General features: G+C 68.9%; 21 protein-coding genes and 1 riboswitch. Of the genes, 13 read left to right on the plus strand and 8 right to left on the minus strand.

The window, feature by feature from the left end:
- Nucleotide 1: 1 nt before the first annotated feature.
- Nucleotides 2–505 (plus strand): GNAT family N-acetyltransferase, encoded by a 504-nt coding sequence (locus OQ789_RS05215; RefSeq protein WP_324683968.1) that lies wholly within the window; start codon nucleotides 2–4, stop codon nucleotides 503–505.
- A 39-nt stretch (nucleotides 506–544) separates the two neighbouring features.
- Here the strand turns inward: OQ789_RS05215 and OQ789_RS05220 are convergent, their stop codons facing one another.
- Complete coding sequence (locus OQ789_RS05220) at nucleotides 545–1,291, minus strand: MBL fold metallo-hydrolase (RefSeq protein WP_324683969.1); 747 nt, start codon at nucleotides 1,289–1,291, stop codon at nucleotides 545–547.
- A gap of 60 nt (nucleotides 1,292–1,351) precedes the next feature.
- Here OQ789_RS05220 and fgd point away from each other — a divergent pair, with 60 nt between their 5' ends.
- From fgd to OQ789_RS05235, 3 genes are read left to right on the plus strand one after another with little or no spacing between them, the layout of a single operon-like run.
- A complete protein-coding gene (fgd, locus tag OQ789_RS05225) occupies nucleotides 1,352–2,362 on the plus strand; it encodes a glucose-6-phosphate dehydrogenase (coenzyme-F420) (RefSeq protein ID WP_324683970.1) in 1,011 nt (336 codons plus the stop codon).
- Nucleotides 2,355–4,448: a phosphate acetyltransferase gene (gene pta / locus OQ789_RS05230; RefSeq protein WP_324683971.1), complete on the plus strand. Its 2,094-nt coding sequence runs from the start codon at nucleotides 2,355–2,357 to the stop codon at nucleotides 4,446–4,448. The genes fgd and pta overlap by 8 nt, the downstream gene beginning before the upstream one ends.
- Nucleotides 4,441–5,592, plus strand: a complete 1,152-nt coding sequence (locus tag OQ789_RS05235) for an acetate kinase (RefSeq protein ID WP_324683972.1) — start codon at nucleotides 4,441–4,443, stop codon at nucleotides 5,590–5,592. Before pta ends, OQ789_RS05235 begins: the two co-directional genes overlap by 8 nt.
- Here OQ789_RS05235 and OQ789_RS05240 read toward each other — a convergent pair.
- Nucleotides 5,581–6,762 carry a DUF1501 domain-containing protein gene (locus OQ789_RS05240; protein WP_324683973.1) on the minus strand — a complete coding sequence of 394 codons (1,182 nt, stop codon included), beginning with the start codon at nucleotides 6,760–6,762 and terminating at the stop codon, nucleotides 5,581–5,583. The genes OQ789_RS05235 and OQ789_RS05240 overlap by 12 nt on opposite strands.
- An 11-nt stretch (nucleotides 6,763–6,773) precedes the next feature.
- Nucleotides 6,774–8,090: a DUF1800 domain-containing protein gene (locus OQ789_RS05245; protein WP_324683974.1), complete on the minus strand. Its 1,317-nt coding sequence runs from the start codon at nucleotides 8,088–8,090 to the stop codon at nucleotides 6,774–6,776.
- Between the two features lie 65 nt (nucleotides 8,091–8,155).
- Between OQ789_RS05245 and OQ789_RS05250 the strand changes: the two genes are divergently transcribed.
- Nucleotides 8,156–8,653, plus strand: a complete 498-nt coding sequence (locus OQ789_RS05250; RefSeq protein WP_324683975.1) for a YidH family protein — start codon at nucleotides 8,156–8,158, stop codon at nucleotides 8,651–8,653.
- Between the two features lie 36 nt (nucleotides 8,654–8,689).
- Nucleotides 8,690–8,992 (plus strand): hypothetical protein, encoded by a 303-nt coding sequence (locus OQ789_RS05255; protein WP_324683976.1) that lies wholly within the window; start codon nucleotides 8,690–8,692, stop codon nucleotides 8,990–8,992.
- Between the two features lie 37 nt (nucleotides 8,993–9,029).
- Here the strand turns inward: OQ789_RS05255 and OQ789_RS05260 are convergent, their stop codons facing one another.
- Genes OQ789_RS05260 through glnX form a run of 3 tightly spaced genes read right to left on the minus strand, consistent with a single transcriptional unit; the run spans nucleotide 9,030 to nucleotide 13,617 of the window.
- On the minus strand, nucleotides 9,030–11,321 hold the full coding sequence (locus OQ789_RS05260) for a serine/threonine-protein kinase PknG (RefSeq protein WP_324683977.1): 2,292 nt from the start codon (nucleotides 11,319–11,321) through the stop codon (nucleotides 9,030–9,032).
- Nucleotides 11,321–12,298, minus strand: a complete 978-nt coding sequence (locus OQ789_RS05265; protein ID WP_324684231.1) for a glutamate ABC transporter substrate-binding protein — start codon at nucleotides 12,296–12,298, stop codon at nucleotides 11,321–11,323. Before OQ789_RS05265 ends, OQ789_RS05260 begins: the two co-directional genes overlap by 1 nt.
- Nucleotides 12,298–13,617 (minus strand): protein kinase G-activating protein GlnX, encoded by a 1,320-nt coding sequence (glnX, locus tag OQ789_RS05270; RefSeq protein WP_324683978.1) that lies wholly within the window; start codon nucleotides 13,615–13,617, stop codon nucleotides 12,298–12,300. The genes OQ789_RS05265 and glnX overlap by 1 nt, the downstream gene beginning before the upstream one ends.
- A gap of 140 nt (nucleotides 13,618–13,757) precedes the next feature.
- Here glnX and OQ789_RS05275 point away from each other — a divergent pair, with 140 nt between their 5' ends.
- Complete coding sequence (locus OQ789_RS05275) at nucleotides 13,758–14,396, plus strand: NUDIX hydrolase (RefSeq protein ID WP_324683979.1); 639 nt, start codon at nucleotides 13,758–13,760, stop codon at nucleotides 14,394–14,396.
- Here the strand turns inward: OQ789_RS05275 and thiE are convergent.
- Nucleotides 14,368–15,036 (minus strand): thiamine phosphate synthase, encoded by a 669-nt coding sequence (gene thiE, locus OQ789_RS05280; RefSeq protein ID WP_324683980.1) that lies wholly within the window; start codon nucleotides 15,034–15,036, stop codon nucleotides 14,368–14,370. The two genes, OQ789_RS05275 and thiE, sit on opposite strands and share 29 nt — an antisense overlap.
- Before the next feature lie 37 nt (nucleotides 15,037–15,073).
- Nucleotides 15,074–15,206, plus strand: a riboswitch (TPP riboswitch).
- Between the two features lies 1 nt (nucleotide 15,207).
- On the opposite strand from thiE, the gene thiO reads away from it, so the two are divergent.
- From thiO to OQ789_RS05300, 4 genes are read left to right on the plus strand one after another with little or no spacing between them, the layout of a single operon-like run.
- Nucleotides 15,208–16,230 carry a glycine oxidase ThiO gene (thiO, locus tag OQ789_RS05285; RefSeq protein WP_324684232.1) on the plus strand — a complete coding sequence of 341 codons (1,023 nt, stop codon included), beginning with the start codon at nucleotides 15,208–15,210 and terminating at the stop codon, nucleotides 16,228–16,230.
- 49 nt (nucleotides 16,231–16,279) lie between these two features.
- Nucleotides 16,280–16,477 carry a sulfur carrier protein ThiS gene (gene thiS / locus OQ789_RS05290; RefSeq protein ID WP_324683981.1) on the plus strand — a complete coding sequence of 66 codons (198 nt, stop codon included), beginning with the start codon at nucleotides 16,280–16,282 and terminating at the stop codon, nucleotides 16,475–16,477.
- Nucleotides 16,470–17,234 carry a thiazole synthase gene (locus tag OQ789_RS05295; protein ID WP_324683982.1) on the plus strand — a complete coding sequence of 255 codons (765 nt, stop codon included), beginning with the start codon at nucleotides 16,470–16,472 and terminating at the stop codon, nucleotides 17,232–17,234. Before thiS ends, OQ789_RS05295 begins: the two co-directional genes overlap by 8 nt.
- A 10-nt stretch (nucleotides 17,235–17,244) precedes the next feature.
- Nucleotides 17,245–18,012: an SGNH/GDSL hydrolase family protein gene (locus OQ789_RS05300; RefSeq protein WP_324683983.1), complete on the plus strand. Its 768-nt coding sequence runs from the start codon at nucleotides 17,245–17,247 to the stop codon at nucleotides 18,010–18,012.
- 3 nt (nucleotides 18,013–18,015) lie between these two features.
- On the opposite strand, the gene OQ789_RS05305 is transcribed toward OQ789_RS05300, so the two are convergent.
- The gene (locus OQ789_RS05305) at nucleotides 18,016–18,537 is read right to left on the minus strand and encodes a serine/threonine protein kinase (RefSeq protein WP_324683984.1); all 522 of its coding nucleotides are present in this window, start codon (nucleotides 18,535–18,537) and stop codon (nucleotides 18,016–18,018) included.
- 422 nt (nucleotides 18,538–18,959) lie between these two features.
- Here OQ789_RS05305 and OQ789_RS05310 point away from each other — a divergent pair, with 422 nt between their 5' ends.
- Both OQ789_RS05310 and OQ789_RS05315 read left to right on the plus strand, forming a co-directional pair.
- Entirely contained in the window at nucleotides 18,960–19,310 is a 351-nt protein-coding gene (locus OQ789_RS05310) for a CD225/dispanin family protein (protein ID WP_324683985.1), read from the plus strand.
- A 13-nt stretch (nucleotides 19,311–19,323) separates the two neighbouring features.
- Nucleotides 19,324–19,749 carry a DUF2752 domain-containing protein gene (locus OQ789_RS05315; RefSeq protein ID WP_324683986.1) on the plus strand — a complete coding sequence of 142 codons (426 nt, stop codon included), beginning with the start codon at nucleotides 19,324–19,326 and terminating at the stop codon, nucleotides 19,747–19,749.
- Nucleotides 19,750–19,756: the final 7 nt, after the last annotated feature.

Genomic DNA, 19,756 nt, shown 5'->3' on the forward strand with positions numbered 1-19,756 from the left:
GATGATGCCGGAATCAAGCCAGCCGGAAAGCCGCCTGCGGTTCGTGTCGGCTACGCACGACGACCCGCTGGCGCGGCCGTTGCTGGCCGAACTGGCCGTCGAGTATGCGCAGCGGTACGGGGGCACGCCGAGCACCCACCTGACCTGGCTGCCGGTGCCCAAGGCCGAGTTGGCGCCACCGGACGGCGGACTGCTGATCGGCGTGCTGGACGGGGTGCCGGTGACCGGCGGTGCGTTTCGCCGGTACGACGCCGATACCGCCGAGCTCAAGCGGATCTGGACCGACGCCGCTCATCGGCGCCGCGGTTACGCCAGGGTGCTGCTGGCGGCGCTGGAGGCCGAGACCCGGTCGCGGGGGTACCGTCGGCTGTACTTGATCACCGGCGATCGGCAGCCCGAGGCCGTGGCGCTCTACGACGCGACCGGGTACACCCGGATACCGCCGAACCCGCTGCCGTCGTGGGGCCCATTCGTTCCGATCGCGTTCGAGAAGTGGCTGGATTGATTCAGATTGCGGCGCAACCGGTTTAGCTGATCTGCGGATTCAGCTGGCGGCTGCGCGAGCCCGCGCGGTCGCTTCCCGGATCGGGCCGCGCCACACGTCGCCGTGCCCGGGCAGCAGGACGTCGGTGTCCAGCAGCGCCAGCGCGTCCAGGCTCCGCAACGACTCCTGCTGGCTGTGGCTGAACACCGCCGGCAGCAGCTGCGGCCCACCCCGGCGCAGCAGCGGGTGCCCGGTGATCAGCGCGTCGCCGCTGACCAGCGCGCCGTCGACGACGTACGAGCAGTGCCCGCTGGTGTGCCCGGGGGTGAACACCGCCCTCGGGTGGCCGGGCAGGCCGGCCGCCACCTCGTCGGTCAGCGGGCGGGTGGACGGGATTCCGTCGCGAATCAGGCCGCCGTTGCGCAGCACGTGCAGACCCCAGGCCGCCCAACGCGGTCGCCAGATACGCAGGGCGACGTCGAAAACCGATGCCTGTTCCAGATATTCGCGCTTGGCGTGGCCCACTTCCCTGGTATGGCAGTACACGTCGGTGCCGTATTCGTCGGCCAGCCAGATCGCCGAGCCCAGGTGGTCGATGTGCGCGTGCGTGAGCAGGACGGCGCGCACGTCGCCGGGGCCGTAGCTGAGCTCCCGCAGCGACGACAGCACGTCGGCGCGGTCGCCGGGATATCCGGCGTCGATGAGCATCACGCCGGTGCCGTCGACCACCAGCGTCCAATTGACGGCCTCTCCCCGGGCGAGGTACACCGTGTCGGTCACTTGGACGAGAGTTGGCGCCGATCCCATGCCCGCGAGTTTAGGTTGGCAGCCGGGCGCCGACCGAATGCACAGGAGTAGAAAAGACTGGTGGCTGAACTGAGACTCGGATACAAGGCGTCCGCCGAACAATTTGCACCGCGCGAGCTCGTCGAACTCGCCGTCGCCGCCGAAGCGCACGGCATGGACAGCGCGACCGTCAGCGACCACTTCCAGCCGTGGCGGCACGAGGGCGGGCACGCCCCGTTCTCGCTGGCCTGGATGACCGCCGTGGGCGAACGCACGAAGCGGCTCCAGCTGGGCACGTCGGTGCTCACGCCGACCTTTCGATACAACCCCGCCGTCATCGCGCAGGCATTCGCGACGATGGGCTGTCTGTACCCGGACCGCATCTTCCTCGGTGTCGGCACCGGCGAGTCGCTCAACGAGATCGCCACCGGATACGAGGGCGAGTGGCCGGAGTTCAAGGAGCGCTATGCGCGGCTGCGCGAATCGGTGCGGCTGATGCGCGAACTGTGGCTGGGCGACCGGGTGGACTTCGAGGGCGAGTACTACCACACCAAGGGTGCCTCCATCTACGACGTGCCAGAGGGCGGCATCCCGATCTACATCGCCGCGGGCGGCCCGCAGGTGGCCAAGTACGCGGGCCGCGCGGGCGACGGGTTCATCTGCACCTCCGGCAAGGGCGAGGAGCTGTACAAGGACAAGCTGATTCCCGCGATGCGCGAGGGCGCGGAGGCGGCGGGCAAGAATCCCGACGATATCGACCGGATGATCGAGATCAAGATCTCCTACGACACCGATCCGGACAAGGCGCTGGAGAACACCCGGTTCTGGGCGCCGCTGTCCCTGACGGCCGAACAGAAGACCAGCATCCACGACCCGCTGGAGATGGAGAAGGCCGCCGACGAGCTGCCCATCGAGCAGGTGGCCAAGCGCTGGATCGTGGCGTCCGATCCCGACGAGGCCGTGGCGAAGGTCAAGGACTACGTCGACTGGGGGCTGAACCACCTGGTGTTCCACGCGCCCGGCCATGACCAGCGCCGGTTCCTGGAGCTCTTCCAGAAGGACCTCGAGCCCAGATTGCGCAAGCTTGGCTGACGCGGGGGCACTCGCGAAAGCGATCTATATCGCCGCTCCCGAGGCGGAGACCGGCAAGTCGACGATCGCACTGGGCCTGCTGCACCGGCTGGCGGCCACCGTCGCCAAAGTCGGTGTGTTCCGGCCGATTACGCGCCTGGGGGAGAAGCGCGACTACATTCTGGAGCTGTTGCTCGACCATGCCACCGCGGGCCTGCCGTATGAGCAGTGCGTCGGCGTGAGCTACCAGCAGGTGCACGACGACATCGACGCCGCGATCGCCACCATCGCCGATGCCTACCACGCGATGGCCGAGCAATGCGACGCGGTGGTGATCGTCGGCAGCGACTACACCGACATCGGCGGGGCGACCAGCCCGGCCGGGTTTGCCACCAACGCCCGGATCGCGGTCAACCTGGGTGCGCCGGTGCTGTTGATGGTGCGCGGCGCGAATCGCACCCCGCAGGACGTCACCGACGTCGTCGAGGCGTGCCTGGCCGAGCTGTCGGCGCAGCGTGCGCACGCCGCGGCCGTGGTGGTCAATCGGTGTGAGCCCGCGCAGCTGAACGCGGTGCGCGACGCCCTGCGGAGATTCACGCCCCGCTGCTACGTGCTGCCCGAGGCGCCGCTGCTGGCCGCGCCGACGGTGGCCGAACTCGAGGACGCGGTGCACGGCACGCCCGTCAGCGGGGACGTCTCGCTGCGCGACCGCGAGGTGATGGGCGTGATGGTCGCCGGGATGACGGCCGACCACGTCCTGGAGCGGCTGCGCGACGGCGTGGCGGTGATCACCCCGGGGGACCGGTCGGACGTGGTGCTGGCGGTGGCGAGTGCGCATGCGGCCGAAGGGTTTCCGTCGCTGTCGTGCCTCATCCTCAACGGTGGGCTCGAGCTGCATCCGTCGATCGCCGCGCTGGTCGCCGGTTTGCACCTGCGGCTGCCCATCATCGCGACCACGCTGGGCACCTACGACACCGCCGGCGCGGCCGCCTCCTCCCGTGGCCGGGTCACCGCGCGCTCGCAACGCAAAATCGATACCGCATTGCAGTTGATGGACCGCAACGTCGACATCGACGACCTGTTGGAGCAGCTGGCCATCCCGATACCCACGGTCGTCACCCCGCAGATGTTCACCCGCCAGCTGCAGCAGCAGGCCCGGGCCGACCGCAAGCGCATCGTGCTGCCCGAGGGCGAGGACGACCGGATCCTGCGCTCGGCCGGCCGGCTGCTGCAACGCGGCGTTGCCGACTTGACCATCCTCGGCGACGAGTCCGAAGTCCGTTCCCGCGCGGCCGAACTCGGTGTCAGCCTGGATGGCGCGTCGGTGATCGACCCGCGCTGCAGTGACCTACACGACGAATTTGCGGCCAAGTACGCCGAACTGCGCGAGGCCAAGGGCGTGACACTCGAGCATGCCCGTGAAATCCTGCTTGACGCAACCTATTTCGGCACGATGATGGTGTATCACGGCATGGTCGACGGAATGGTGTCCGGTGCGGTGCACACCACCGCGCACACCGTGCGTCCCGCGCTGGAGATCATCCGGACGGTGCCCGACGTGTCCACGGTGTCCAGCATCTTCCTGATGTGTCTGCCCGATAAAGTGCTCGCGTACGGCGACTGCGCGATCGTCCCGAATCCGACGCCCGAGCAGCTGGCCGACATCGCGATCAGCTCCGCGCGCACCGCTGCGCAGTTCGGCATCGAACCGCGGGTGGCGATGCTGTCCTACTCGACCGGCGACTCGGGCGCCGGTGCGGATGTCGACAAGGTGAGGACGGCAACGGATTTGGTGCGGTCCCGGGTACCGGAGCTGCTGGTGGAGGGGCCGATCCAGTACGACGCCGCGGTGGATCCGTCGGTGGCGGCGACCAAGATGCGCGACTCGCCGGTCGCCGGGCGCGCGACCGTGCTCATCTTCCCCGACCTCAACACCGGCAACAACACCTATAAGGCGGTGCAGCGCTCGGCCGGCGCCATCGCGATCGGCCCGGTGCTGCAGGGCCTGCGCAAACCGGTCAACGATCTGTCCCGCGGCGCGACCGTCGAGGACATCGTCAATACCGTTGCCATCACCGCGATTCAGGCGCAGGGTTACCATGGCTGACCGCGTGGTGCTAGTGATCAACTCCGGTTCGTCCTCGCTGAAATACCAAGTGGTGGACCCGGATTCGGGTGAAGCCCGCGCGACGGGACTGGTCGAACGCATCGGGGAGGAGTCCTCGTCGGTTCCCGACCACGACGCCGCGCTGCGCCGCGCGTTCGACACGCTCGCCGACGACGGCATCGATCTCGAATCGAGCGGCGTCGTCGCGGTGGGCCACCGAGTGGTGCACGGCGGCAACACGTTCTATCAACCCACCCTGCTGGACGACGCGGTGATCGGCAGGCTGACCGAGTTGTCGGAGCTGGCCCCGTTGCACAATCCGCCCGCGCTCAAGGGCATTGAAGTCGCGCGCAAACTGCTGCCCGGCATCGCCCACATCGCGGTGTTCGACACCGGGTTCTTCCACGACCTGCCGCCCGCGGCGGCTACCTACGCCATCGACCGCGACCTGGCGCGGCGGTATCAGATCCGCCGGTACGGGTTTCACGGGACCTCGCACCGCTACGTCAGCGAGCGGGCCGCCACGTTCTTGGACCGATCGATCGGCGGCCTGAAACAGATTGTGCTGCATCTGGGTAACGGCTGCTCCGCCTCGGCGATCGCCGGTGCCCGGCCGCTGGACACGTCGATGGGCTTGACGCCGCTGGAGGGCCTGGTGATGGGCACCCGCAGCGGCGACATCGATGCCAGCATCGTCGGGTACCTGTGCCACACCGCGGAGATGGGTGTCGACGACGTCGAGTCCATGCTCAATCAGCGCTCCGGGGTGCTCGGTCTGTCCGGTGAGCGCGACTTTCGCCGGCTGCGGACGATGATCGAATCCGGCGACGGGGCAGCGAAATTGGCGTACAGCGTGTTCACGCACCGGCTGCGCAAGTACATCGGCGCCTACCTGGCGGTGCTCGGGCACACCGATGTCATCAGCTTCACCGCCGGGATAGGCGAGAACGACCCGGCGGTGCGCCGCGACGCGGTCGCGGGCATGGAAGAACTGGGCATCGTGCTCGATGAGCGGCGCAACCTCGGCGCCGGCAAGGGTGCGCGCCAGATTTCCGCCGACGACTCACCGATCGCCGTGCTGGTGGTTCCGACCAACGAGGAACTGGCGATCGCCCGGGACTGCGTGAACCTCCTAGGCGGATAGGAAGCCGAGACTGTTTCGCCCGGCGCCCACCGCGGGTGTGGGATCGGTGCCGACCGCGCGCGCCAGCAGCTCGGCGTAGATGTCGCGAAAATCGGTCGTGTACTTCAGGTCTCCGTTGTCGAGGTCGGTCAAACTGGGCTGTTCGCCGTAGAAGCCGCCCCTGACGGGTGAGCCGGCTACGAAGACGGGGCCGGCGGTGCCGTGATCGGTGCCCTGCGAGGCGTTGGCCCGAACCCGGCGCCCGAATTCCGAATACGCCATCAACACCACATTGGAGCCGGCCACCTGCTGCAAGAACGAGGACACGGCCTCGTCGAATGTCTGCAGCAGACGCTGCTGGGTCCCGCGCTCGCTTGCGTGAGTGTCGAAGCCGCCCAGCTGCACCGTGTACACCCGGGTGGGCACGCGGGCCTTGATGGCCTCGGCGACCATGCCCAGCTGGGCGGACAGCGAATTATGTTGTTTGCCGGCGGGTTTAACCGAGGCGAAGGTGGTGTCGGTGGTCCGCGCGGCGCGATAGGCCTTGCACACCGCGGCCATGGCCGGCGTGTCGGAGGGGTCGTCGTGGCCGAGCGCGTCCATGACCGCGTCGAATTTCTCCGCTTTGCCGGCCGCGCTGCCCGGCGAAAGCGCGGCCGCCGTGCATTTCGCGCCGACGGCCAGTGGGGGCAGCACGGCGCCGATGTTGACGGCCCGCAACGGGTCATCCCCGGTGGCGTCGAGCCAGCGGCCGATCCAGCCGGTCGACACCGGCTCGGCCGGCGAGGCGGTCTGCCAGATGTCCATGGACCGAAAGTGGCTGTGGTCGGGCTTCGGGTATCCGGCGCCGCGCACGATGGCGAGCCGCCGCTGGTTCCACAGCCCCGCCAATCCCTTCATCGCCGGGTTGAGTCCCAGCTGCTGATCGAGGTGCAGGACGTCGCCCGGCGCGTAGGCGAGCGCGGGGCGCGCGTCGTGATAAGCGTTGTCCGCATAGGGGATCACGGTGTTGATCCCGTCGTTGCCGCCATAGAGCGTGGCGATCACCAGGACACCGGCGCCGTCGGGCAGCGGCCGCTCGCGGGCCGCGCGCATCAGGTCGGGCCAATTGACCGCCACGCCGGACAACAGGCCGGCCGCGCCGACACCGGCGCTGGCTATCAGGAACCTGCGGCGATTCAATTCGGGCATGGGTGATCTCGCTACGATGTCAGGTATTCGGGAGTGTTGACGGCGGCAGCGACCAACTGCGCCGGTTGACGCACCAGCGGCCGCAGCGCCTCGACGGTGCGGTCCGACCACGCCCCGACGCCGATCAGGTATCCGACCGCGTCGATGCGGTCGCCCTGGGCGACGCCGTCGATGCCGGACAGGTCGCCGGCGCGTGCCAGTTCCGTCGCGGCGCGCAACCGCGTGCCCGCGCTGGCGGTGGACAGCCACACCTGGCCGTGCGGCCACCCGCCGACACTCGGCGGGTAGAAGGGCCGCTGGCCGAGCGCCCGCAACGTCGAGTCGACCATCTTCACCCGCGCGGGCTTGTCCATCGGTACCCGAAGCGAACGGGCAACGCCGACAATCCATTCCACCGGCGTGTTGACGATGGCCGCCCTGCCGGTGGTGAACTCGTCGTCGGTCAGGATCGTCCGGGTCAGCGCCCGCAGGTCGCGTTTGGGCCCGTAGGCGGACACCAGACGGTCGAGCGCCTGCGGCGACGGCGGATCGTCGGAGGCCAGTTGCTGCCAGAGTCTTCCGGCGACATACTCGGCCGATTTGGGTTGTGCCAGTACGGTGTCGCAGAACCCGGCGGCATCGAAGTTGCCGCTCTGCCCGAACAGCGTCTTGGTGCCCGCGTCATGGCGTCTCGGGGTCATGGAGGTCTTGTCGCCCGCGCCGATCACCCATCCCGTCAGGGCCCGCGCACCGTTGCGCACGTCGCCTTCGGTGTAGCCGTTGCCGTGGCCCAACGCGAACAGTTCCATGAATTCCCGGGCGAGGTTTTCGTTGGGGGACTTGGCGGTACTGGCCTGTCCGTCCAGCCAGCGCAGCATCGCGGCGTCGGTCAGCATGGCGTAGGCCAGCGTGCGGAAGTCACCGAGTGACATGGTGCGCAGCTTCTGGTTCTGAGCCGCCATGTGTGCGGCCGAGCGCACCTTCTGCGCCGAGGTGGCGAAGTGGTTGTGCCACAACAGCGTCAGCTTCTCATGGACCGGCTGCTGCACGCTGACCATGCGCCGTAGCCACCAGTCCGCCAGCACGCCCAGCTGTCCGTTCAGTTGCTGGTTGTACTGCTTGCGCGCGGCGGGGGTGGCGCCTTTGCCGGGCGGTCGCGGCGATTCCACCACGGGCATCGGGGTGGCGACCGCGCCCGGGTCCGCGACGGGGTCCGCCGCCAGCATCGCGTCCACGTAGCCGGGCCAGTCCCGGCCGACGGCCGCGTCGACCTCGGGCCCGGTCACCCCGAACCCGGCCCGGCGCAGCATGCGGGCCGTGCTGACCCACGCGGTGGACTGGCCTGCCATGCGTTAACAGTGCCCGGTGCGGCTGGAAATTTGCTGTGGCTTCTTGCGATTTTCTTGCGGTCCCGATGAGGTCACCGGCGCTCGACCGGGTGAGCCTGGCCCACGTCAGCCGTGAGGTCGTGGGTGATGACGCGGCCGCGGTCTATCGTGTTTGGGTGGCCGGCAACGAGGTGATGGACTTCGACGGTGACGCGGCGCTCGGTTCGCGTTTCCCTCATGGGGTGTACGACGTCGGGCGTGAGCCCGACCCTCTCTACAGCCTGGCCAACGAACGTACCTACCTGTCGTGGTTGCGATTCGCGGTGACCCTGCTGGCGGGCGCCGTCGCCATCGACCGGCTCCTCATCGAGCACCCCCGGTTCGAGAGCGAGATCCTCGCTTTGGGTCTCGTGGCGATCGCCTTCGGCACCTGCGGGCTCGGCGTGCGGCGCTGGTTTGTCAGCGAGCGCGCATTGCGGCGGCGTCGGCCGTTGCCCGGGTTCGGTGCCCCGCTGCTGGTCGCCGTGGCGGTCCTGCTCGTGGGAGTCGGAGTCATCGTCCTCGTTGTCGCGCCCCGGCCCTGAGTCTCGATGAACGCCGGGCGCCAGAAACTGTGGGGGATGCAGTACCCGTTCGAGCGCAACCACCTCCAACGCACAATGACGCTGATCGGGCTGGGTTGCGTATTCGCTTTCACGGTAGTCCTACTCGTCCATGCCGACGCCGCCCGCGTCGTCGGGGCCTCGCTTATCTGTGCCGGCGTCGTCGCCGCGCTCGCGGCGCTGTCTCGGTATCAATACGTCCGCGAGACCCGCCGCGGGTTCGTCATCCTCGAAACCCGGAGGGGCCCGTTCGTGATCGGCTCGGCACTCGCGTTCGCGGTCGTCGGGGTTCTCGTTGCCTTGCTCATCCTTCTCAGATGAGCCGTGAAACTGCCGGCCTGTTTCCCGACCCGAAGCCTCAGAAGGTACTGGTGGGGCGCACCCGGTTCGCCATGTCCACGAGTTCGTAGCGATGCCGCTGAGTGGGCGCCACGCGGGCCAGATTGCGCAGCGCCGCTTCGACTCCCAGCCGCAGCCCGTGCTCGGTGAAGGGGAAACCGAGGATGTGATTGGTGCTGGCCTGGTTGTCCTCCAACCAGTCCATCGCGCAGCCCAGCACCAGCGCGCGGATCTGCAGCACGCGGGGCTCGGTGGGCGGCAGCGCCTCCACCCGCCGGGCCGCGTCGCGGATGTCCTCCTCGGTGATCTCGCGCTTGGACCGGCCGGACAACAGCGTCACCGCGCTGGTCAGCCGGGCGGTGGTGAAGTGCCGCGAGGTGGCAGGCACCTCGTCCAGCGTGCGCACCGCGGCGGTCCGATCCCCTTCCGCGGACAAGGATCTGGCCAACCCGAATGCGGCCGAGATCACGCCGTCGTTGGTCTTCCACACGGTCTCGTAGAACTTGTGGTCGTCCACGTCGCCGGCGAGCTCGGCGGTGGCCGCCATGGCCAGCTTGGGCGCCAGCTCGCCGGGAAACGTGTCCAGCACTTCAGTGAAATGCGTTGTCGCCGAATCGTAGTCGCCGGTAAGCAGCTCGGCGACGGCCTTGTACCACACCAGCCGCCATTGCCAGCCGACCCGCTCGGCCAGGTCGTCGAGCTTGCGAGTGGCCTTGGCCACGTCGCCGAGATCCAGCAGCGCGCGAACCTCCATCAGCGGTAGCTCCACCGAGTCGGACAGCTCGACGCCGTCGGCGTCCAGCGTCCCGTGCCGGGCCGCGCGCAACGAGTCCAGGGTCTGCACCGGCTGGGACAGCACGGTCGCCTGCAGGACGGGAGCCGCGACGTCGGCCGGATCGACCAGCGGAACCTGTAGCGCGGTAACGATTTCGCGGGCGGTGAGCTTCTCCGAGTGGACCTGGCCGTCCAGGTACACGTCGGTGTGGGCGACCAGCAGGTCGACGCCGAACGTCGAGCGGCTGGGGCTGAAGATGGTCGATAGGCCGGGTCGCGGCACACCGGTGTCAAGGGCGACCACCTCGCGCAGCACGCCCATCAACTGGGCGGACATCTCCTCGGTGCTGGAGAACCGGCGCCGTGGGTCGGGATCGGTGGCACGGCGCAACAACCGGCGGAAGGAGTCGTAGGTGGTCAACACCGGGTCGTCCTCGGGCAGACCGTCGACGTAGCGGCCGTTGCGCGTTTGCAGATTCAGCGTGAGCGCGGCCAGGGTGCGGCCCACCGTGTAGATGTCGGTGGCGACCGTCGGGCCGGTCCGCACAATCTCGGGCGCCTGGAAACCAGGTGTGCCGTAGAGGTATCCGAACGAATTGATCCGCGACACCGCGCCCAGGTCGATCAGCTTGAGCTGCTCCTCGGTGAGCATGATGTTCTCCGGCTTCAGGTCGTTGTAGACCAGGCCGATCGAATGCAGATAGCTCAGTGCGGGCAGGATTTCCAGCAGGTAGGCGACTGCCTCGGCGACGGGCAGCTTCTTGCCCTTGCCGTGCTTGAGCGGCTGGCCACCGACGTATTCCATGACGATGAGGCCAACCGGATTCCCGTGCTGGTCAACGTGTTCGACGAAGTTGAAGATCTGGACGATCTGGGGATGGACCACCTCGGCCAGGAACTGCCGTTCGGCCATCGCGATCGCCTGCGCCTCCGCGTCGCCGGAGTGCACCAAACCCTTGAGCACCACCGGTCGATCGTTGACGTTGTGGTCGACCGCCAGATAGACCCAGCCCAGACCTCCGTGGGCGATGCAGCCCTTGACCTCGTACTGGTTGGCGACGATATCGCCGGGATTGAGCTGCGGCAGAAACGAATACGGGCTGCCGCAGGATGGGCACCACCCCTCCGACACGCCCTTGGTGTTCTTGTCGGACCGCCCCACCGGCTTTCCGCAGTTCCAGCAGAATCGCTTGGACTCCGGGACCACCGGATTGGTCATCAGGGCTTCGAGCGGGTCGATGTCGCGCCCGCGCGGGATCTCCACCAGGCCGCCGCCGAGCTGTCTGACCGCCGGCAACGAACGCGTGGCCACGGCCATGCGGTCCGACGAGTCGGTCTCCAGGCTGCCCAGCGAGATGTGCGGAAAGTCGTCGTCATCGTCGTCGTCGAAATCGGGACGGAACAGCGCCTGCGTGGCCTGCAACCGTCCCGTCGCCGCGCCGGTCTGGGCGTCGGCCGGTTGGGTGCGCGGGCCCCCGTCCGCAGCGTCTTCCGGGCCGGTGTCCGGCTGCTCGGTGCGCTTGTCCGCCTCGGCCATCAGTCCAGATACCTCGGGGTAGGCGGGGCAGGCGCGGGTCCCAGCACCGTCAACCACTTGCGGTACAACGTGTTCCACGTGCCGTCCCGGCGGATCCGCTCCAGCGTTCCGTTGACGAATCGCACCAGCCCGGTGTTGTTCAGGTTGATTCCGATGCCGTAGGGCTGAGTGGCCATGTTGGGGCCGACGATGTGCAGGTACGGGTCCTCTTCGACCAGCCCGGCCAGGATCGAGTCATCGGTGCTGACTGCGTCGATCTCCCGCTGTTGCATCGCCACCAGGCAATCGGCCCAGTTGACCACCGAGATCACGATCGGGGGCGGATCGATCTGCCGGATCCGGTGCAGCGACGTGGTGCCCCTCGCCACGCAGACCCGCTTGCCGGACAGGTCGGAGACCTTGACGATGGACGAGTCGCGCGGGGCCAGGATGCGCTGGTTGGCGTCGAGGTAAACGGTCGAGAAGTTCACCAGCTTGCGCCGTTCGCAGGTGATGGTCATGGTCTTGACCACGATGTCCACCTCGGAGTTCTGCAACGCGGTGACCCGCTCGTCCGACGACAGGATCCGGTACTCGACGTGTGATGGCGCGCCGAAGATGTCGCGTGCCACCTCGCCGGCGATGTCGACGTCGAAGCCGGTGATCTCGCCGGTGATCGGATCACGAAAACTGAACAGGTTGCTGCCGATGTCGAGTCCGACGATCAGCCGGCCGCGGGCCCGGATGTCGGCGACCGCCGCGTCCGCCTCCGCCTTGGTGGCGAACGGCCGCAGGCTGGCCGTCAGGTCGCAGTTCTGGTCCGGTCCGTCGGGCGGCAGCGGCGGCCGCGGCGGCAGCTGCTCCATGCCGACCGGTGTCGGCGGCGGCAACGTCGGCACGCTGGCCACCCGCAGCGACTCCGTGTGCCCGCAGCCCGCCGCCACCACCACCGTGGCGGCCACGGCGCACGTTCGGCGAAGCAGAAGCCGCCGGATCATCATCGATACTCTTTCAGCCTCGGCCATAGTCCCAGCGCCACCGCGATGGCGGCGCCGAGGCTGAGCACCACACCTCCGACCTGGGCGCCGGACAACCCGCTGCGCGCGTTGATGACGTCGTTGCGCAGGGTGATGCGGCCCTGATCCATGGCCTTGGCCAGCTCGCCTTCCAGCTTGTCGAACGCCGGGGTGGAGTCCTCCTCGCTGCTGCCCAGCGCCACCTGCGTCGCGGCCCGGTAGTTACCCACCGAGATGTAGGAGGTGATCCGGTCGTTGGCCTGCCGCCAGCGCAGCAGCAGCTGATCGGCGCCTTGCAGGTCCGGCTTGTCCACGGCATCGCTGCGGGACATGTACTGGTCGAGCTGGCGGTGCATGGAGTCGATGCGCTGGTAGAACGATTGCTTGCGTTTCTCCTCGTCCCCGCGGCGGATCAGCGACAGCGTCTCGTCGGCGCGCGCCTGCTGGGCGGTGATGGCGACGTTGGTGACGGTTTTGAGGGATTCCGCGGCAGTATCCTTCGCGCTACGACTTGCCGTCGTCGAAATGGTGAGCGCAGTCCCAACCCAAACCACCATGACGAGGATAGCGAGTGCGCCCACCACCAGGCCGGGGTTGATTCGGCGCCGGGTGCGCCGCGCCAGCCAGCGGTGGGAGAACGCGCCGAACACCACGGTGGCGCCGACGACCATGATCACCGGCGCCGGGATCTGCGTCGACGCGGTGGTTTCGGTGTCCACCCGGTGCGAGGTCGCCTGGTAAAGCCGCGCCGCGTCGGGCAGGATCGTCGACTGCATCAGCCCCGACGCCTCCGACAGGTATGACGAGCCGACCGGATTGCCCTCCCGGTTGTTGGTGCGGGCGATCTCGATCAGGCCGGTGTAGACGGCGAGCTCGGCATTGATCCGGCCCAGCAGCTGCACCAGCGGTTCGTCGGTGAGCCCGCTCGACGCCCGGGTCACGGCCACCGACGCGTCGGTGATGGCCTGCTCGTAGCGCTGGCGGACGGGCTGGGGTTCGGCCTCGGCGATGAACGCGGTGGCCGCCGCGGCGTCGGCCACCGACAGGGTGGTGTAGAGCCGCCCCGCCGCGAATGCCAGCGGCTCGGTGTGGTTGAGCACCGTGGTCAGCACCTGCTGCCGGTGGTTGATGGTGGTCGAGGTGGCGAAGGCGCTCATCCCGCCGAGCGCGGCCAGCACGATGCCGATGGTCAGGATGCGGCCCGGTGTCGTCGAGATGAACCACCAGCGTGGATGGGCCGGTTCGGCGGGCGACCGCGATCCCTGCGGCTCGGTCGACGGGTGCGCCAGCTCAACCGTCACGTTGTATCAGCCCTCGTCTCTCGGCCATTGGATTTCGCTGTACGGACCTCTATAAGCGAAGTCTAAGAGCATGTTCGGGTGGATGGGTGGAGGCGGACGCAATTGACGACGCCCCAACCAAGTCTGCATATCCTGAATCGGTGCAGGGTGACGGTGACGGCTGGGTGATCTCCGAGAAAGGCGCCCACTACTGGGGCCGCTTCGGGGCGGCGGGTTTGCTGCTGCGGGCCCCGCAACCCGACGGCACGCCCGCGGTGCTGCTCCAGCATCGCGCGGTGTGGAGCCATCAGGGGGGCACCTGGGGACTGCCGGGCGGCGCGCGGGACAGCCACGAAACGCCCGAGGAGACGGCCGTCCGTGAAGCGCACGAAGAGGCCGGCCTGCCGGCTGAGCTGGTCGCGGTGCGCGCGACCGTGGTCACGTCGGAGGTTGCCGGGATCGCCGGCACGCGATGGAGCTACACCACCGTCGTCGCCGACGCCGGCGAGTTGCTGCACACCGTGCCCAACCGGGAAAGCGCCGAGATGCGCTGGGTCTCCGAAGAGGACGTGTCCCGCCTGCCGCTGCATCCCGGCTTCGCGGCCAGCTGGCGGCAGCTGCGAACCGAGCCTGCGGTGTTGCCGCTGGACCGCGACGACGAACGGCGGCGATATTTGCCGCGCACGATCGAGATCGAGACCGGGGTCTTCGTATGGTGCACGCCCGGCCACCCGTTGGCCGGCCGGCAGCCCTCGCAGCTGACCCGCAAGATCAGCTCGCTGCTGCCAGCGCCGAACTGAGCCGCTCGGCCGCGGCCCGCGGGTCCGCGGCCGCGGTGATCGCCCGCACCACCACGATGCGCCGGGCGCCGGCGGCGAGCACCTCGGGCAGGCGCCGCTCGTCGATGCCGCCGATCGCGAACCACGGCGTGGCGGTGCCCAGCTCGGCGGCGGTCCGCACCAAGCCCAGGCCCGCTGCGGTGCGGCCCGGTTTGGTGGGCGTGGGCCAACACGGGCCGACGCAGAAGTAATCGGCCGCTGCGGCGGCGGCGCCCGCCTGCCCGCGGTCGTGGCTGGACAGCCCGAGCAGCATCTCCGGGCCGACGATGTCGCGGGCGACGGCCGGCGGCAGGTCGCCCTGCCCGAGGTGCAGCACATCGGCGCCGGCCGCGCGGGCGATGTCGGCCCGGTCGTTGACGGCGAACAAGGCGCCGTGCCTGCGGGCCGCGTCGGCCAGGATCTCGCACGCCGCGAGCTCGTCGCGCGCCTCGAGGGCGCCGAACTGCCGCTCACCGGCCGAGCCCTTGTCCCGCAGCTGGATGATGTCCACGCCGCCGGCCAGCGCGGCGTCCGCGAACTCCGTCAGGTCGCCGCGCTCGCGGCGCGCGTCGGTGCACAGATATAGCCGCGCGGCGGCCAGTCGGGCAGCACGTTGATGCACACCGAGACGCTAGCGCGCTAGCGTGGAGCCGAAGAGAACCACCAGACACGGGAGTCCCGGGTAGCTGACTGCGGGGCTGAGAGTGGGCGCAGCCGGAACCACCCGGCCCCGCCCTTACCGTCACACCTGATCCGGGTCATGCCGGCGAAGGGAGGCAAGAGAATGACCGGGATGCCCTCGGGACCCCCGCCGGGGTGCCTGGCCGTCATCGGCGGCGGCATCATCGGCCTCGCGGTGGCGCGCCGCGCGGCGCAGGCCGGATGGTCGGTTCGGGTGCACCGCACCGACCACCGGGGCGCATCCTGGGTCGCCGGCGGCATGCTGGCGCCGCACAGCGAGGGCTGGCCGGGCGAAGAGCGACTGCTGCGGCTGGGCCTGGAATCGCTGCGGCTGTGGCGCGAGGGCGGCTTCCTGGACGGGCTGCCACCCGAGATCGTCACCGCGCGCGAGTCGCTGGTGGTGGCCGTCGACCGCGCCGATGCCGCCGACCTGCGCACCGTCGCGGAGTGGTTATCCGCCCAGGGGCACCCGGTGGTCTGGGAGCCGGCCGCCCGCGACGTCGAACCGCTGCTGGCGCAAGGCATCCGGCACGGCTTTCGGGCGCCCACCGAATTGGCGGTGGACAACCGGGCGGTGCTGGACGCGCTGGCGCAGCAGTGCGAGCTGCTCGGGGTGTCGTGGGCGCCGGCGGTGGACGAGCTGTCGCGCGTCGACGCCGACGCGGTGGTGATCGCCAACGGCATCGACGCGCCCGCACTGTGGCCCGGCCTGCCGGTGCGCCCGGTGAAGGGCGAAGTGCTGCGACTGCGGTGGCGCAAGGGTTGTATGCCGTTGCCGCAGCGCGTTGTTCGCGCCCGGGTGCACGGACGGCAGGTGTATTTGGTGCCGCGCGCCGACGGGGTGGTGGTGGGCGCCACCCAGTACGAACACGGGCGCGACACCGCCCCGGTCGTGTCCGGCGTGCGCGACCTGCTGGACGACGCGTGCGCGGTGTTGCCGGCGCTGGGCGAATACGAGCTGGCCGAATGCGCCGCCGGGCTGCGCCCGATGACACCCGACAATCTGCCGCTGGTGCACCGCCTGGACGCGCGCACGCTGGTCGCCGCGGGCCACGGCCGGTCGGGATTCCTGCTGGCGCCCTGGACGGCAGAACAGATCGTGTCCGAACTCGCCCCGGTGGGAGCGCACCGATGATCTCGCGCTGCGACGATGCAGAGCGAAGCGATGAGGAGGAGCGGCGCTGATGGTCGTCGTGGTCAACGAACAACAGGTCGACGTCGACGCGAACGTCACGGTCGCCGCGCTGCTGCGGTCCCTGGGTTTCCCGGACCGCGGCGTCGCGGTGGCGATGGACGACGCGGTGCTGCCGCGATCACGTTGGACCACAGAACTTTTCGACGGTGCCCGGCTCGAGATAGTGACGGCGGTGCAAGGTGGCTGACTCGAAACTCACCATCGGCGACCGCAGCTTCGCGTCGCGGCTCATCATGGGGACCGGGGGAGCGGGCAACCTGGCGGTGCTCGAAGAGGCGCTGGTGGCCTCGGGCACGGAACTGACCACCGTCGCCATCCGCCGGGTCGACGCCGAGGGCGGCACCGGACTGCTCGATCTGCTCAACCGACTCGGCATCACGCCGCTGCCCAACACGGCCGGATGCCGCGGCGCGGCCGAGGCGGTGCTCACCGCACAGTTGGCACGTGAAGCACTGAACACCAACTGGATCAAGCTCGAGGTGATCGCCGACGAACGCACGCTGTTGCCCGACGCGGTCGAATTAGTCCGCGCCGCAGAACAATTGGTCGACGACGGGTTTGTCGTCCTGCCCTACACCAACGATGATCCGGTGCTGGCGCGCCGGCTCGAGGACTCCGGATGCGCGGCGGTCATGCCGCTGGGTTCGCCGATCGGCACCGGCCTTGGCATCACCAATCCGCACAACATCGAAATGATCGTCGCCGGGGCCGGCGTTCCGGTGGTGCTCGACGCGGGCATCGGAACGGCCAGCGACGCCGCGCTGGCGATGGAATTGGGTTGCGACGCGGTGTTGTTGGCCACCGCGGTGACCCGGGCCGCCGATCCGCCGGCGATGGCCGCCGCGATGGCCGCCGCCGTCACCGCCGGGTATCTGGCCCGGCGCGCAGGACGGATCCCGAAGCGGTTCTGGGCGCAGGCTTCGAGCCCCAGGCCCGACAATTGAGCCCGAGCCGATGAGTCGATATGTGGCACTGGGCAGTTCGATGGCCGCAGGTCCCGGCATCCGGGCCCGCGCCGCCGGCGCTCCACGCTGGTCGGGCCGGTCCGCCCGCAACTACGCGCACCTGATCGCGCAGCGATACGGGTACGACCTGGTTGACGTCACCTTCTCCGGCGCGACCACCGCCCACGTGCTCACCGAACGCCAGCACGGCGCACCGCCCCAGATCGCGGCGCTGGACGGCACCGAGAGCCTGGTCACGGTGACCATCGGCGGCAACGACGTCGGCTACATTCCGCTGTTGACGGTGGCGGCGCTACCGCGCTCGCTGCGTCACCTGCCGCTGTTGGGGGATCGCATCGGCGAACTGCTGGATCGCCAGGCGCGAGATCGCGCCCTGGACGCGGTATTCGAGTCGCTGTGTGCGGTCGGCCGCGCGCTGCGTCAGCGGTCCCCGCAGGCACGGATCTTCTTCGTCGACTACCTGACGGTGCTGCCGCCGGCGGGTGCGCCCGCAGCGCCGCTGTCGCCCACGGATGCCGACCTGGGGCGTCACGTGGCCGCCACGCTGGAGACGATGACGGCCGACGCCGCCGCGGCGACCGGTGGCGAAGTCGTCCGGGCCGCGGCGGAGAGCCGCGACCATCACGCGTGGTCGCCTGATCCTTGGACGACGCTGCCCGCCCGGCTCGGTGTCCCGCTGCCGGGGCGTCCCGCCCCGTTACACCCGAACGCCGCCGGGATGCGCGCGGTGGCGGACCTGATTGCCGCTCAGCTGTAAACGTCAGCCGTTGGTGCGCCACCATTGGTAGAGCGCGTTGACGTCATTGTTGGACGAGGTGAGGTGGCCCAACACATTCTTGGCATCGGTGGTCCAGGTCAACGTCGCATAGTTCTTGTAAGTGCCACAAGCGATCTGGCCGCCCGTCTGGCCGTTCTGCTTCCACGTTCCCGGTGACTGCCCGGCGTCCCCACACGCGGCCAGGGATACGTCTTTGATGGTGGAGCTGAACGCGGCACCTAGGTTGGTGCTGTCGGAGAACAGGGCGTAGACGCCGGAGCCCGGTCCGCTGGAATCGGGGCTCTGCCCGCAGACGAGTTCGGCGAGCTCACCGGACTCCGTCAGCTCCTGCGACTTACAGTTGTTCAGGCCGTAACCCTTCGACAGCGAGGCGGCCAGCGTGTTCAGGTCCGCCGCGGTGCCGGTGTTGGGTTCGGCGTTCGCGGTGCCGATCCCCGCGAAAGCCAGACTGCCTGTGCACGCCGCCGCCGAAACGAATCGCAGCGCGGTGTTCAGATGTGACATTTTCCTGACTCCCTGCGGTTGCTGGAAATAGAAGGGGAATAACGGTTCTCGGTCATCGGTGGCGGAATCGGTTGCGGCACAGGGAATGGCACGCCGCCGCTGCGCGCGACGGTCGGTGCGCGCCGTTGCCGTCTTCGTCCCCGCCCGTGGCTGAAATCTGACATCAGGGGCTCCTCAACGGCCGCTTCTCACATGGATAGTAGGGCTATGTCCGGGTAAAGCAATACATTCCGCCGGCAATAGTCGATGTGGGTCATCGCCGGGGATCCCGAATCATGGTGGAACGCCTTGGCAATCGGCGACTTTCGGCGAAGTCGTTGGGTCGGCCGCACGGAATTTCTCATTGCTGGTGCCGAGCGGGGGCCGCTCGGGTATGGTTGGCAACGCCTGACGTCAGCTAACTTCTCTTGACTGGAGAATCCATGACTGAACCGCCGCCCCCGCCGCCCGGGTATCCGCCGCCGCCCCCGCCCGGATATCCGCCGCAGCCGCCCGCAGGCCAAGCGCCGAACAACCACCTCGTGTGGTCGATCCTGGCGACGCTGTTCTGCTGTCTTCCCTTCGGAATCGTGGCGATCGTCAAGTCGAGCCAGGTCAATGGGTTGTGGGCGCAGGGCCGCTACGCGGAGGCGCAGGCGTCCGCCGACAGCGCCAAGAAATGGGTGATCTGGTCGGTGGTCATCGGCATCGTCGCGGGCGTCGTCTACGGCGTTCTGGCGGCGAGCGGTGCGCTGAACACGGACACCAATGCGGCACTCGCCGCGATGCTCTGAACCTCCGGTCATCATGGTGACCCGCTGGGGGGCGGCGCACGCGAATCTGGGTGCACCACTGGTGGTGGCCGCATCCACGACGCTGATGTGCGCCGCCGTCTGGGCGGCCGATCCGACCACCCCGAACGGACCGCTGCCGGTATGCCCCACCAAGGCGTTGTTGGGGATCGACTGCCCCGGATGCGGCAGCTTGCGCATGGTGTATTCGCTCATGCACGGCAATCTGTTGGCGGCCGCCAGGTTCAACGCGCTGGGCCTGGCGGCGGTCGTGCTGCTGGTGTGGGCGCATGTGTCCTGGACCTATGGCCGCGTGGTGGGTCGCCGGATCCGCAGTTGGCAGCACGGGCGCTGGGCCGCCGTCGTGACGCTGTCGCTGGTGCTGGCCTGGTTCGTGGTGCGCAACATCCCCATCGCACCGTTCAGCGCCCTGCATGTCTGATACCGCC

It is taken from the genome of Mycobacterium sp. 94-17 (assembly GCF_035617725.1).
GTDB lineage: Bacteria > Actinomycetota > Actinomycetes > Mycobacteriales > Mycobacteriaceae > Mycobacterium.